The following is a 14,772-nucleotide window of genomic DNA, read 5'->3' as shown; positions in this document are numbered from 1 at the left end:
ATGATAGTGCTGCAACCAGTGTGAAAGTAGGTCATCGTCAGGCTTTTATTCCGCAAAGCCCTTAACTCCACAGAGTTAAGGGCTTTTGCCTTTTTTAACATATGCAATTAACTCATGAGTAGTAAGCTAGTACAGATAGAAATGACAGACGTTCCCAGTAAATAGTGGAAATTATGTGAAAAATATCTGGACAGCGGGATAGTAGAAGCAGTATAATTTTGCTTCTGTAGTCGTGGTGACAAACGATGAAGATTATCTGAATTAAGCAGATCGGGTGCTTAGCTCAGTTGGTAGAGCGGCGCCCTTACAAGGCGTAGGTCGGGAGTTCGAGCCTCTCAGCACCCACCATCAGATAAGCTTGTAGTACCAAGGTTAAGTAGTTTCGGAGTGGTAGTTCAGTTGGTTAGAATACCGGCCTGTCACGCCGGGGGTCGCGGGTTCGAGCCCCGTCCGCTCCGCCAGAACAAAAAAGACGAGCAAATTGCTCGTCTTTTTTTATGTTCGTATTTCTATTTCTGGTGAATGCTTCTCGTAGATAATTTCTATTTACCTGTACACATACCTCAGAATAAAAATATCGTATCCAGGCTATGTTTAGCGCACCAATATCTCCGAGTTATAGCTGATCGAGTCACTTTCATAACTAGTGAAATAATGGTGTGCTACTAGCGCTAACTTTAATCTTAAGCTGCTATCGCAGTTGAAATTTCTCCGCCAAGCGCGAATACCAAATCGTCCAGCATGCTAGCCAATTCGGCACTCATTAGCATGAAGTCGGCATCAAAACGCTCCTCATCATTGCTGGTACGTTTATCGGTATCTTCATCCAGAATATCCAGCGGTTTAATACGTTTAACCGCCAATGTCTCTGTCAGTACAAAAGAGATCCGGTCGTTCCAGGTTAATGCTAGCTTGGTGCACTGCTTACCCGCCGCAATATGCCGCTGTACATCATCTGCATCCAAAGTATGGCGAACATAACGGACGGTCGCCTTATCTTCGGTATGCGCTCTTAATTCTGTGTCCTGATCTATGGTGAAACCTTTTGGCGCTTCATTGCCGACTAGCCAATCTGTCATCGCGGCCGTAGGCGACATTGTTACACGCAAACTCTCTAACGGTAATTTGCTAGTGCATTTCAGTAGAAGTTTAATTACTTCGTCTGCCTTGTTTGGACTGGATGAATCAATCACCAGCCAACCGTGATCGGGATCAATCCATACCCAGCTTGTGCGCTTGATGCCGAAGGCGCGTGGTAACAATTCCTCCGTTACCCGCTCCTTCAAATCTTTCATTGCCTTGCGGCCTGGCGCAAATCCTTGCTGCTCTTCCAGTTCAATAGCGCGTGCTTTCGTCACCTGATTGATCACCGTGGAAGGTAATAATTTCTTTTCCGTCGCAAGCAGTAAGAACAATTGGCTACCAACGCTATGGACTAAAAGATCATTGTCGCGCGGAGATGCCCAACCTTCGCTTTGCATGTCGCCTGAAGCGCATTGCGAAAATGCTTGTTTTGCAAGTTGCGCATTCAGTTCCTCTACATCTATTTGCAAAGGACTAGGAAGACGAAAAATCTGTAAGTTCTTAAACCACATAAATAATCTCAGCTAGTAAAACAATCCATTTTACACGTTAGGTCAGGTGCATTCACACCATTCCCGAAGTGTTTCACGACATCTGGTGTTCGCTGGTCGCAAATGATTCGGCACGCAGAATATGAAATGTCACCATGCAGCATCACTACATCACTGGGAGAAATAAAATGTTAAGTCAAATCATCACACATACGCCACTCTGGGTCTGGGCAATTCTGGGATTTTTAATCTATCGAGGTGGTATTGCCAGCAAAGACCGGGTTGTTAGCTTGAAGTCAATTTGCATTATTCCTGTCGTGATGCTTGGCTTGTCGCTGCAAGGGATGCTGAGCAACTTTGGTATCAGCCCCCTTGCGATAATGAGCTGGGGCCTCAGCTATATTTTGGTCACCGCGTTGACATGGAAATTAGCCAAAAGCAACAAAGTCATCGTCATGCGAGCTGAATCAAAAGTTCATCTGGCAGGAAGTTGGGTGCCCTTAACATTGATGATGGCGATTTTCATGATCAAATATTGCGTGAATGTGATGTTGGCGATAGATACGCACTGGAAAACAGAATCTCTGTTTGTCATAATTGTTTGTGTACTGTTTGGCATCTTAAACGGTGTGTTTATGGGCAAGATGCTGGCTATTGTTCAGCGTTATAAAGAAGAAAATGCTCCTACAGCCCAGCTATCTGCAAAATCCCTGGCTTAAACCCAGATTTTCCATTGGAACAGCGACAAGTGTGCCTTTGGCGGACTGACTGGCTAGACGCGACGACGACGCAAGCTGCATCTTGCTAGGAGGAGCAACAACGCCAGGCAGTTCGCCAAAGGTGCAATTGTCGCTGTAGCGTTCCCACTCAAATCGCGGTGGTGCTATTCCTCTGAAGACCGCACGCCGCCTACGTTTTTTGCGAAGTGGTAGCGGTCTAATGGAAAATCTGGGTTAAAAATAAGGTGGCGACCGTCAGGCTTGTAGTGCGCGATCTGACTGAAGCCACCGTCAGGCAAGAATGCAAATAACGTGCAGGAAAATAATATACTCCCCCCATATTTTTTGAAATATGCTTCAGTGTGCAATGATTATATGGACGTTTAAATATACTATATGGAGTATATTTAAACGTCTTTTTCATGCTGCACTAATTATGTAGCTAGTTTCCAGTCCAAATCAGGTACAGTCTTCTCAGGCAATCGAGGATCAATCAGACACCAATCAGGACTTACGCAAAACTGTCCTGACTAATCAGACCTCAATCAACGGGTATCTGCTAGCTCTTCACCAGCTCGTCCAACGCCAATACGGACTTTGAGTGTGCAAGACAGTATAATGTTTGCTATCTCTTTACATACACACCTACCTATACCTCAGCCTTAACGCGAGGTGCGCGCACACTATGCTAGCTCAACAAAAACAAGAAATTTCCAAACTATTCCAACTCGCTGTTCAGCCTTTGTTGGTTGGCAGCGATTTAACGCCAAATATCGTATTGGAACGCCCGCGCGACGCTTCGCACGGCGACATCGCTTGCAATATCGCAATGCAAATTGCAAAACCGCTCAAAAAAAATCCACGTGAACTGGCGCAGGCCATTGTTGCCGCAATCATGGCGCAATCCAGTAGCTTGATCGCCGCTGCCGAAATCGCTGGTCCGGGCTTTATCAATATTCGTCTGACAGACGCCGCTAAGCAAGCCATCGTCAAAACGGTATTAGAGCAAACCGCAGATTTTGGTAAAAGTGACCAAGGCGCAGGTAAGAAAGTCATCATCGAATTTGTCTCTGCCAATCCAACCGGACCTTTGCATGTCGGTCATGGACGCCAAGGTGCGTTGGGTGACGCGATGTCCGCCTTATTTGAGGCACAAGGCTATGATGTCACGCGCGAGTTTTATTACAACGATGCCGGCGTACAAATTGCAAACCTCGCTTTGTCCGTGCAAGCACGCGCCAAAGGCTTCAAGCCAGGTGAAGCAGGTTGGCCAGAGTCAGCTTATAACGGCGACTATATTGCTGAGATCGCACTCGACTTTTTAGCTAAAAAGACCGTTTCTGCAAGCGATGGCGCACCTGTTACTGCCACTGGCAATGTCGACGATATCGATTCTATCCGCCAGTTCAGCGTGACCTACCTGCGTAACGAACAGGATATGGATTTGCTCGCATTTGGCGTGAAGTTTAATAACTACTACTTAGAAACCTCCCTATATAAAGATGGGAAAGTAGAAGCCGCAGTAGAAGCCCTAATCAAAGCTGGCAAAACCTACGAACTCGATGGCGCCTTATGGTTGCGCAGCACAGAATACGGCGACGACAAAGACCGCGTCATGAAGAAGTCTGACGGGACTTATACTTATTTTGTCCCTGACGTTGCTTACCACATCGTCAAATGGCAACGTGGTTTCCAGAAGGCGATCAACATTATGGGCAGCGACCATCACGGCACCATTGCTCGCGTGCGCGGCGGTTTGCAAGCTGCCAATGTGGGCGTACCGTTAGGCTATCCTGACTATGTGCTGCATAAAATGGTCACCGTCATGAAGGACGGTGCCGAGGTCAAAATCTCTAAGCGCGCAGGCTCCTATGTCACGGTGCGTGATCTGATTGATTGGTCCGGTAATGGCGATGTCGTTAAAGGTAGGGATGCAGTGCGCTTCTTCCTGATTTCGCGCAAGGCCGATACCGAATTCGTGTTCGATGTTGACGTCGCCTTAGCGCGTTCAGACGAAAATCCTGTGTATTACGTGCAATACGCCCATGCCCGGATTTGCTCCGTGCTGGCGCAATACAGCAGCGATGAAGACTTGCTGGCGAAGTTAAAAGACGTCGATCTGTCTCCGCTTACTGCCGTACGCGAGGCAGCTTTGTTAGCCAAACTGGCAGAATATCCAGAAGCCTTGCAAAAAGCGCTGGACGAGCTGGGGCCACATCAAATCGCTTTCTATTTGCGCGATTTGGCAGGCGAGCTGCATAGCTATTACAATGCCGAACGGGTTTTGGTCGATGATGAAGCGACCAAAATGGCACGTCTGGCTTTGATGCTGGCAACCCGCCAGGTCTTGCGTAACGGACTCGCCTTGATTGGCGTATCGGCGCCGAATAAAATGTAGAGAGCTTAGGCGAATTACTTTAGCGACAGCGCATTTTGATCAATATCTATCAATATTGATCAATGCACTACGCTGAAATAATATATGTCTATGTGTGAATTTAAGTCTAAACATAAGTACCAATCTAAGTGTCAATATAAAGTCATTTAAGACCTATCAAATCGGAGACGCATGAAATCGCTTTCTTATCATCGCTATCAAACTATTAAAACCGTCCGTCAGCATGGCGGTACCTTGCTTGGACTGATCGTCGGTTTAGTCATCGGTTTGGCAATCGCCGTCGCTGTCGCATTATTGATTACCAAATCTTCCACGCCTTTTACCAATAAAGGCGCCAAGCCCGCAGATGCGCCTTTGACGCAAACACAAGATCCGAATAAACCTCTATACGGTAACAAAGACGCCGTCAAAGATGCCGCTAAAGACGTTGCAAAACCTGCTGATGCCAAGACGTCGGAAGTCGTTGCCAATCCTGCTGCCACGGTAACAGCTCCGGTTAAAGCGCCTGACGCAAAGGTAGACACCAAGCCTGCAGTCGCAGCGCAAGAAAAAACTGAAGCCAAACCGACTGATGCCACTAAAGCTGGCGATGCTGTCGATGAGAAGTTTGTTTATTATTTGCAAGCAGGTGCATTCCGCGATCAGGCTGATGCAGAGAGTGCCCGCGCCAAGCTGGCGTTGATCGGTTTTGAGGCTCGTGTCAGCGAAAAGCCCTCGGATAATGGTACGCTGTATCGAGTTCGGATTGGTCCATTTAATCAGATCGAAACAATGAACCGAATGCGCGCAAAGTTGTCTGAAAATAGTGTGGATGTCGCAGTGGTCCGTACCGCTAAGTAGTTCTGAGTCAGTTGCAATAGCAAGACATATTCTTGAATACTATAAAGGAAAAGTGATGCGTTCAATCCGTCAAATGACACAAAAAATGTTGTTAGTAATTGGGTTTGGTTTGGGCTTAGGTTTTGTCGCTGCGACCGCTAGCGCAAGCCCAACAATGCCGCAAAATGGTGTTGAATATACGGTGTTAGATCGTCCGCAGCCAGCCGAAGGCGGAAAGAAAGTAGAAGTCATTGAATTCTTTGGCTACTTCTGCCCGCATTGCAATGCTTTAGAGCCAGTGATCGCCGCATGGGTAAAAAAGCAAGGTGACAATATTGTCTTTAAACGTATCCATGTCAACTTTCACGACTTGGTCACGCAGCAAAAACTGTATTACACCTTAGAAGCCATGGGTAAAACAGAAGAATTCCATGCCAAGGCGTTTGCCGCACTCCACATTGAGCGTAACCGCTTGCAAAGCGATGCCGATATTATGGAATTTGTGACGAAATCGGGTCTGGATAAACAAAAATTTATGGACGTTTATAACTCGTTCGCAGTGCAAAGCAAAGTCAATCGCTCAGCACAGATGCAAGATGCTTACCGTATCGATAGCGTGCCAATGTTTGCAGTCGATGGTCGTTATATGACTGACCCTGCAATGGCAGCGAAGGGCTTGGGACGTGTGACTGAAGATGCACAAAATGTCGCCGGTATTCAAGTTCTGGATTTCTTGTTTAATAAAGTCTTGAAGGACAAAAATGCACCTGCTGCGGCAGCACCGGCAGCAAGTAAAGTAACACCAGCAGCACCAGCGGCAAAAGACGCTGCAAAAAAGAAATAATTTCCCGATTTGGGTAGGTAATAATTTAAGGAAGTCCGTCAGTCAATGACGGACTTTTTTTATATGCAAACAGTATTTATCACAGGCGCATCTTCCGGTATCGGTGCAGCACTGGCTCGTAGTTTTGCTGAGCAAGGCGCGGTGCTTGGTTTGGTCGCACGCCGTCAGGACGTATTGGAACAATTACGACAAAGCTTGCCCAACGCAGACAAGCATCAAATTTACCCTTTAGATGTTACCGATCACGCCGCGCTGGCCAAGGCTGCTGCGGATTTTATCCAGGCGGTCGGTCAAGTGAATGTCGTGATTGCCAATGCGGGTATTTCTGTCGGAACTTTGACTGAGCATGCCGAAGATATTCCTGTCTTTGCTCGCGTCATAGAGACCAATCTAATTGCGACCGTCGCCACCTTCGCGCCGTTTATCGCGTCGATGCAAGGCTACGCCAAACAGCAAGATTGCCGTCTGGTCGGTATCGGCAGTGTCGCCGGCATACGTGGCTTGCCGGGGGCTGAAGCCTACAGCGCCTCCAAGGCGGCGGTGATCAGTTATTGCGAGTCGTTGCGCGTCGAGTTGCGCTCAAGCAGCATCAAAGTGGTGACCATTGCACCCGGTTATATTGATACCCCGATGACACGTGACAACCCTTATCCTATGCCGTTTTTAATGCCGGTTGAGGCCTTTGCCAAGTCAGCCGTTGCTGCGATTGATCGTGGTGATTCTTATCGGATTATCCCTTGGCAAATGGGCGTAGTTGCCAAGCTAATGCGCGTGCTTCCAAACTGGCTTTATGATCGTGTTTTTGCCAAAGCACGCAGAAAACCGCGTGCAAATGAATCCTGATGACATCTTTGTAGAATTTCAATGAAATATACTCCTAATAAGTATATTTCAATAGTCCATAATATCATTGGACGTTAAGTAGTTTTTTGTAAAATAACGGGGGAGTATAGTAAATATGCCGCTAATTGACGCTATGGGTCAGGCCCATCTCCCCGCTGATGCCAATCCGCGCATCGTTAGTCTGGTGCCGTCAATTACCGAATTGCTGTGCGATCTGGGGCTGGCTTCCTGGCTGGTCGGTCGTACAGGTTTTTGTATTCATCCGGCAGATATTGTCAAAACCATCCCCAAAATCGGTGGCACTAAAGATGTCAATATCGAGAAAATCCGTCGCCTTGCGCCTACCCATCTCATCGTCAACATCGATGAAAACCAAAAGCCCACCGTCGATCAACTTGCCGCATTTATTCCACATATCGTCGTCACCCATCCCATCACACCGCGTGACAATCTTGTCCTGTATCGTTTGCTTGGCGATATTTTTCAGGTCGCACCCGCCGCTGAAAAACTCTGCACTGAGTTTGAAAAAAACTACGCTCAGCTCGACACCAAGCCTGACACTAAGCTAGCACCGTTGACGCAAACCGCACGGCCACAAACCATGCTGTATTGCATCTGGAAAGACCCGTGGATGACGGTGTCCAACGACACTTATATTGCCAATATGTTGTCTCTGATCGGCTGGAGAACCTGGCAGCATCCACAGTCCACCGAGCGCTATCCCCGGTTTGAGTGGAGCGATCAAGTAGCCAGCGAGATTGACGGCGTTTTGCTCTCGACCGAACCCTATCGGTTTACAGAAATCCATGTTGACGCTTTAGAGCAGCAAATCGGCAAACCGGTGCAGCTGGTAGATGGCGAAATGCTGTCTTGGTACGGCAGCCGCGCGATTGCTGGGTTGGCATATTTAAGGTCGCTTTAACATGGCAAAGCATTTCGCGCGCAGCTGAGTTTTATGTATAAATTGGTTTATAAGATTGCTTCAGACATCTTATTTTTACATCCTGCAAACTCCATTTTTACTGAATTACCTCTATTTACCTATTTGCGTAAGAGCGATGTAAGTGCATGCCCGCACTCTCTTAAGGCGGAACTTGTCTTGCCCGAGAAAAGCGCCTCGTCATACAAATAAATAAAAATGAAAAGACAGCGCGCATTTTTTCTCGCCTAGTTCGCTTTCTGGGTAAATCTCAGATTCAAAATTTATGTCTGAGTTAAATATACACCAGGTAGGTATATTTCAGTTGTCCATATAATTATTGGTCAACAAGGTAGTTTTAGATAAATTTAATGGGAGTATATAAATATCCGATTGTTTTGTAGGCTACAAAAATGGAATAAACAATGACATTGAGGATTTTTGTTTGCGCAGAGTTTCGCCACGTATTTATTGACTAAAGCATTTGTTTTTTGCTCCATGGTGAAGCATTTTTGATCGATATTCGATGTATACCATTAATACCACACTGCCAGCCGGCTTCCTTTTCCGCCTCCGTACTTCATGCTACCTTTGAGTCAGCTATACAACTTAAGCAATTCCTGCAAGATAAAGATGGCTTGAAGATGGCTAGGTTTGCCGGACAAGCAACATTCCAGTTTCGATTTCAATTTTCAATCTTTCTTTTTAAATTTAATCACTAGCTCAGCAAAAGCTACACTCAACCAGACTTTTAGATAAGGCCTTACAACATGCACTCATACAACGGCAAACTAGCTTGCCTTGCGGCGGCGATTTCCTCCATTTTTGCAAGTTCTGCTTATGCTCAAACAACGACGGATACCACAACTGGCGCGGCAAAACGTACCGAGCAAATTGATACCGTCACCGTAACCGCCCAAAAGCGTAAAGAAGATGCTAGCAAAGTACCGCTGAGTATTTCTGTCATTCGCGGCGATGATATCGTCGGGCAGCATATTACCGACATCGGCGACGTCACCCGCGCGATTCCTAACGTCTCTTTCTCTGGTGCCAGCGGTTCCGGTGCCGGTCTGAACAATATTGAAATCCGTGGCGTCAGCTCCGCCGCAGGTTCTGCTACCGTTGGCGTGTATATGGACGACGTGTCGATGACGACGCGCAATCTCTACAGCTTGGGTAGCGCCGAACCAAAACTGTTTGATCTGGATCGCATCGAAGTGTTGCGCGGCCCGCAAGGCACCTTATACGGTGCCAGCTCCATGGGTGGCACGCTCAAGTTCATCACCAATCAGCCTAACTTTAACGAGCGCGAGACCAATGTGTATAGCGAGGTCTCGTCTACCAAAGGTGGCGGCACCAATTACACGGTCAACGGCGTATTCAATCTGCCATTGATTAAAGACGAGCTGGCATTGCGCATTGGCTTGCAAAAAGGACGCAACAGCGGCTATGTTGATCAGGTTTCTCCTACCGATGGCAAAGTAGTTGCCTCCGGTATTAATTCGGAAGAAAGTTCGGTTGCCAAAATCGCTTTAAAGTGGTCGCCGACCAAGAATTTGACGATTACGCCAGCGATCTTTTACCAAGAAGTGAAAACCGCCGACATCGACGCTTTCTACACTTCCTTGCCTGGTAATCAAACCAATAAAATCGTCAGAGAACCTGGTACCGACAAGTTGACTGTACCTAGCCTGACCATCAATTACGACATGGGTTTTGCTGATCTGGTATCGGTATCGAGCCTGTTCCAACGTAATTTTGATCGTACGCAAGACGGCACCAGCGTCAACAGTAGCTACATCGGTGGATTGATCAATGCTATACCAAGCGCACCGGCCGGCCTGGGTGACACAGTTGCGGGTCTGCCATCGGCGGTGTATCTGAACAACGAAGTTCGTCAGTTTTCGCAAGAAATCCGGCTTACCTCTAAGCCTTACGACCCTGCGGCGTCGCCGATCACCTGGATTGGTGGTTTGTTCTACTCCAATCTGAAAACTAATGTGGTTGATAACGAACCTGTGTTTGGCATTAACAAAGCATTTGCTAGCGCTGGCGCTGATCCTGCTGATCCTAATCTGCTAGGTTCTACTTTCCCAGGTGATAACTCCTATTTCAGCGCACGTCATTACCGTACAGAGCAAGCTGCCTTGTTTGGTGAGGTCAATTACTACTTCAGTCCAACCCTGCATGCTACCGTCGGTGCTCGCTATTTACGTGCTACAGATTCCTTATCGCGGGATGGCGACTTCTTCTTTGCCGGCGGACCTGCGCACTCGGATGCCAGTTCCAACTTCAAGGCGACTACCCCTAAATTTGCGATTACATGGCAAGTCGATCCTAACAATAATTTGTATGCCAGTGCCAGCCAGGGCTTCCGTTTGGGTGGACAAAACCGCGCAATTCCAGTCTCGGTTTGTGCTGCAGACTTTAAAAACCTGAACTTAACTTCAGCACCAACCTCATTTGATCCAGACAAATTATGGAGCTATGAAGTCGGTAGCAAATCGCGTTTGATGGGCAACCGTTTATCCGTCAATTTGGCCGCGTTCTACATCGACTGGAATAAGCTACAACAAGACGTGTCCTTGCCAGGTTGCGGTTTCGACTTTGAGACCAACGTCGGCAAAGCAAAAAGCTATGGCTTTGAATTTGAAGTTAAAGCTAAGCCAAGTTCCAACGTCCTGATCGGCTTCTCCGGCGGTTACACTGATGCCAAGTTGTCCAGCGACATTCCATCTATCGGCGCAGTCTCTGGCGATGCCATCCAAGGCGTACCTAAATACAATGCCAGCCTGACTGGTCAATACAACTTTGATCTTGCCAATGATACTTATGGTTTCGCTCGTGCAGCCGTACATTGGGTCGGTAGTAGCCACGGTAGTCTGGTACACACCGATCCTGACTATGATCGCCCTGCTTACAGCACCGTAGATGCCAGCGTTGGCGCAACTTGGGGTACATGGGAGCTGTCCTTGTTTGCAAAAAATCTGTTGAACAACGACAAAGTAATTCAACGTCCTAATGTCCAGTTTGTCAGCGAAGGTTACCGCGTTCGTCCGTTGACTGTAGGCTTAAGCTTGTCTGCAAAAATGTAATTGATGACGAAATAAAAAAGGGAGCGAAAGCTCCCTTTTTTTTGCACCATTGCCAGATCAAACTTCGATTGCGGCTAAATATCAGACCTATTAAAACGAACTATTAAAACCAAATTACATGAGCAAATCACAAAAACATCTTGCGTGTATTAATGCTGTCTCAACGCAATAGCCCCGACACACCACGATAAAGCAGGAATACGCCAAGCATAAAACCGGCTGCAATAATGATCCAGAAGCTGATCGGGCTGTTATCACGATTAATGATGGAAAACTTACCAATCACCCATCCGTTCTGAATGCCAAATATCGACAAGCCTATGGGCAGCCAAGCACCAAACAGTGCGCCGAGTGGCTCCCGCAAGGCATGATATCTGGTGCTGTGTTCAATCCATAACATCAACATCATCATGCAGATGGCATACACCACGAATAGCTTAATTTGATTTTTAGGCATGAAGGGGAAATGTCGATTTTTGGAGCACGCAGCAACATTGCGAATAACGATAGCAATAGCTGTCGATACGATTAATCTTCCTGAGCAAAGTCGTAATCAAAATCGTAGGCATGTTTTCCATCGGCGATATTAATCATCAGCTTGCCGGTCAATCCCCGTAATTCCCCCGTGCCGGAATCTGGTACAACGGTTACTAATAACTGCGGTGCGCCACGATTCATGATGCCGTTGTGCTGGAGCGCAAAACTGCCGCTGCGGCCATGCAGCGATCCGGTGACATATTCTATGGCGACATACGCAGCCGATCCTTTTACCTCAGTACCGATACTCAGCATTTCGCCTTGGCTTGTACCGACTAAATCGCCCTGAAACTGTTTATCAATTGAGCGCCTACCCATCATTGCGACGGCCTCGCCGTGGTGTAATGTCAGTGCCGATAAAGTGACTTCAAATGTGCCTGTTGCTTTGCTGGTCATGATGTTCCTTGGTAGCTGATTTCTGTATTGATGTAAAAATAGATTCAAAAATAGATTCTTATATTGACTTGCTTATTGACTCCGACATGAATTTTCAGAAGTCCCCTTTACTCTTTGCCATGCCTAGTTTCTTCCGTCGGTGCGACCAGCGGCAAATGCAAAATAAAGCATGCACCTTGGCCGTAATGACTTTCTACACTGATTTTTCCGCCCAGCAGCGAGGTCACGATGTTGTACACAATGTTCAGGCCAAGTCCGCTGCCGCCACGCCCTAATTTGGTGGTGAAAAAAGGGTCAAAGATGCGCGACAAATCCTCGTCCGGTATGCCAATCCCGTTATCTTGAAAGCGGATTTCCAGCGTCTCATGGTCAAGTCGTTTTGCGGATAAATGCATGGTGCCGCTCTCTGGATTTGTAAATTGCTCAAAGCCATGCAGGATGGCATTGTCGATCAAATTGCTGATGACTTGTTCTAGCGGACCTGGATAACTATCCATCTCGATATCGTCAGCAATATCCAATTGCATTTGTATGCCTGCTTGCTGGATTTTGATGATTACCGTTGCAAGGATATCTTGACTGATTTTTTTCAGATTAAAAGGCCGCCGCTTAGAACTCGCCTGATCTACTGCAACTTGTTTAAAACTCCTGATTAATTCTGCCGCGCTACTTAAGCCGCGCTCTAGCAGCGCCGAGGCTTGCTCGGCTTCTTGCAGATAATTGATCAGCAAAGAGCGTTTAATCTGGCCTTGTTCTAATAGGGCGGTAAATTCTGTTGTGCGTTCTTTGAGCGTGCTAGAAATCAGCAAGCTATTGCCAATCGGTGTGTTCAGCTCATGCGCCACGCCAGCCACTAGCGAACCCAGTGCGGCTAATTTTTCGCTGCGGATTAAATCGTTTAAAGCGATGCGTAATTCGCTCGTGCGATCAGCGACATTTTGCTCTAACAAGGCATTGGCTTTAGACAACGCCAGCTCGGCGGCTTTGAGGTTGGTGATGTCGGTGTAAGTGGTAATAAATCCACTTAGTTTTTGACCCGGGTTGCGATCTGTGTTGCCATCGCTTTTATTTTCACTTTTATCCTCATGAATATCGATATTGATGTCTTCATAAATCGGATTACCCTGCACCAGATGCGTATGCCCGTTAGGGCGGGCTCGCTCAAATTGATGGGCTTCAAAGCGCATCGCTAAGGCCAGCCGTTGCTGGATTAAATCGTCGATATTGCCATCGCCATATTCGCCACGCTCGGCCATGATGCGCAACAAATCCGCAAAATGGACACCACGATAAATGTTGGCCGGGTCGTAATCGAGGATGTCTAAAAATCCCTGATTCCAGGTTTGCAGTCGCAAGTCCTGGTCAAACACGCTGATACCTTGCGGCATATTGCTTAATATCGTTTGTAGCAGCAGCGACTGGCGCTTATATTCAGATTGGATGCTGCGCTTGGCGGTGATGTCGACACAGGTAGTGACAAAGCCGCCGCTACTGATCGGCGCGCTACGTACCTCAAGAATACTGCCGTCCTTGCGTGTGCGCTCATAGCTAAATGGTGTTTTTCGTTCAAGCAGACCTAAAATATACTCAAATCGCTGAGTGTCGTTGGTGCCGAATTCGCTAAATTCACCGCGCGCAATATTGAAGCGAAGAATCTCTTGAATATGCGGCATTCCTTGTTCAATCAGTGCTGGCGGCAGATCGAGTATGTTGACCATGGTCTGGTTCCATGCCACCAGATAACCGCTCTCATCCATCAAGCTGACGCCACCCGGAAAATTATCCAGCAAAATTTGTAGCTGCCGGCTTCTGCGCAAGGACTCTTGCTCGGTGCGTTGACGTTCTGTCAGATCGCGTACGACGATAATGATTCTGATGACGTCGCCGTCAATCAAGCGACTGATACACAATTCGGTAGGGAATAAAGTGCCGTCTAATTTGCGGGCGATCCACTCAAAGCGTTGGGGATAACCTTCAACCGCCAGCCGCACATAATATTCGGCAGCGCTGGGGGAATCTCTGCCATCAGCCTGGTAGGGCGCTGAGAAATCAACCGGTGATTTAAACATCAATTGCGCCCGGGTCGCGCCATACAGACGTTCGGCACTGGGATTGCAATCCACTAGTTGGTTATTTTCCATTACGATCAAACCGTCTAGCGATTGCTCCACCATCGCATGGTAGATCGCCTCTTTAGAAACGGTGGCGGCGCCAAACATGTGCGCGCCAAAACTGTAGTCGGGCGTCATCGTGGAACACGCAATTGTTCAGCAACAGCATACTGACTTAGCCAAACGGAATGGTGCGGGCGCTGTTGCATACGATCCCCTATGTTTGTTTTTTGCGTCAGCTTGCTTGTGGCTACGTTTGATCTCAGCGAAAGCGAAGTCTTAGCGCTTAGAATAGTACAAAATGACAACAAAAAATAGAGCGATTTTTTAAATCGCGTGCGTGATATTTGGAGATACAGAGCAGATAAAAAATATACCCGCCATGAGTATATTTAGATTGTCTATGTATTAACTGGACAATTGGCTGTTTTTATGAAAAATAATGGGGAGTATCTTGGCCGTGCCGGAAACGAGCGAGCAAAAAGGGTATAAAAATCTGTGCTAGTTTTGCATCATT

The 14,772-nt window shown here is 47.3% G+C and carries 11 protein-coding genes and 2 tRNA genes; 9 read left to right on the top strand and 4 right to left on the bottom strand.

Going from position 1 to position 14,772, the window contains the following annotated elements:
* The first annotated feature begins 272 nt into the window (after window positions 1–272).
* Window positions 273–348, top strand: a tRNA-Val gene (locus AAKU61_RS15075).
* A gap of 36 nt (window positions 349–384) precedes the next feature.
* Window positions 385–461 (top strand) — tRNA-Asp (locus AAKU61_RS15070).
* A 222-nt stretch (window positions 462–683) separates the two neighbouring features.
* Here AAKU61_RS15070 and AAKU61_RS15065 read toward each other — a convergent pair.
* Window positions 684–1,595 (bottom strand): recombination-associated protein RdgC, encoded by a 912-nt coding sequence (locus AAKU61_RS15065; RefSeq protein WP_354333529.1) that lies wholly within the window; start codon window positions 1,593–1,595, stop codon window positions 684–686.
* A 134-nt stretch (window positions 1,596–1,729) separates the two neighbouring features.
* On the opposite strand from AAKU61_RS15065, the gene AAKU61_RS15060 reads away from it, so the two are divergent.
* From AAKU61_RS15060 to AAKU61_RS15030, 7 genes are all read left to right on the top strand, one after another.
* On the top strand, window positions 1,730–2,293 hold the full coding sequence (locus AAKU61_RS15060) for a DUF6622 family protein (RefSeq protein WP_354333527.1): 564 nt from the start codon (window positions 1,730–1,732) through the stop codon (window positions 2,291–2,293).
* Window positions 2,294–2,978: 685 nt separating this feature from the next.
* On the top strand, window positions 2,979–4,691 hold the full coding sequence (gene argS / locus AAKU61_RS15055; protein ID WP_354333525.1) for an arginine--tRNA ligase: 1,713 nt from the start codon (window positions 2,979–2,981) through the stop codon (window positions 4,689–4,691).
* A 171-nt stretch (window positions 4,692–4,862) separates the two neighbouring features.
* Window positions 4,863–5,531: an SPOR domain-containing protein gene (locus AAKU61_RS15050; RefSeq protein WP_354333524.1), complete on the top strand. Its 669-nt coding sequence runs from the start codon at window positions 4,863–4,865 to the stop codon at window positions 5,529–5,531.
* 55 nt (window positions 5,532–5,586) lie between these two features.
* The gene (locus tag AAKU61_RS15045) at window positions 5,587–6,354 is read left to right on the top strand and encodes a thiol:disulfide interchange protein DsbA/DsbL (RefSeq protein ID WP_354333523.1); all 768 of its coding nucleotides are present in this window, start codon (window positions 5,587–5,589) and stop codon (window positions 6,352–6,354) included.
* Window positions 6,355–6,417: 63 nt separating this feature from the next.
* Window positions 6,418–7,197 carry an SDR family oxidoreductase gene (locus AAKU61_RS15040; protein ID WP_354333521.1) on the top strand — a complete coding sequence of 260 codons (780 nt, stop codon included), beginning with the start codon at window positions 6,418–6,420 and terminating at the stop codon, window positions 7,195–7,197.
* 115 nt (window positions 7,198–7,312) lie between these two features.
* On the top strand, window positions 7,313–8,119 hold the full coding sequence (locus tag AAKU61_RS15035) for a helical backbone metal receptor (protein ID WP_354333519.1): 807 nt from the start codon (window positions 7,313–7,315) through the stop codon (window positions 8,117–8,119).
* Between the two features lie 767 nt (window positions 8,120–8,886).
* Window positions 8,887–11,211 carry a TonB-dependent receptor gene (locus AAKU61_RS15030; RefSeq protein ID WP_354333517.1) on the top strand — a complete coding sequence of 775 codons (2,325 nt, stop codon included), beginning with the start codon at window positions 8,887–8,889 and terminating at the stop codon, window positions 11,209–11,211.
* A 160-nt stretch (window positions 11,212–11,371) separates the two neighbouring features.
* Here AAKU61_RS15030 and AAKU61_RS15025 read toward each other — a convergent pair whose 3' ends face one another.
* The 3 genes from AAKU61_RS15025 to AAKU61_RS15015 form a co-directional block, all read right to left on the bottom strand.
* Window positions 11,372–11,668, bottom strand: a complete 297-nt coding sequence (locus tag AAKU61_RS15025) for a hypothetical protein (protein ID WP_354333515.1) — start codon at window positions 11,666–11,668, stop codon at window positions 11,372–11,374.
* Between the two features lie 71 nt (window positions 11,669–11,739).
* Window positions 11,740–12,144 (bottom strand): DUF3224 domain-containing protein, encoded by a 405-nt coding sequence (locus AAKU61_RS15020; protein ID WP_354333513.1) that lies wholly within the window; start codon window positions 12,142–12,144, stop codon window positions 11,740–11,742.
* A gap of 107 nt (window positions 12,145–12,251) precedes the next feature.
* On the bottom strand, window positions 12,252–14,393 hold the full coding sequence (locus AAKU61_RS15015) for a PAS-domain containing protein (RefSeq protein WP_354333511.1): 2,142 nt from the start codon (window positions 14,391–14,393) through the stop codon (window positions 12,252–12,254).
* Window positions 14,394–14,772: the final 379 nt, after the last annotated feature.

This window comes from Undibacterium sp. GrIS 1.2, from assembly GCF_040544435.1.
In the GTDB taxonomy this organism is placed as follows: domain Bacteria; phylum Pseudomonadota; class Gammaproteobacteria; order Burkholderiales; family Burkholderiaceae_D; genus Undibacterium.
Note: the sequence above shows the minus strand (reverse complement) of the source record. Positions and strands in the feature narration are given on the sequence as shown.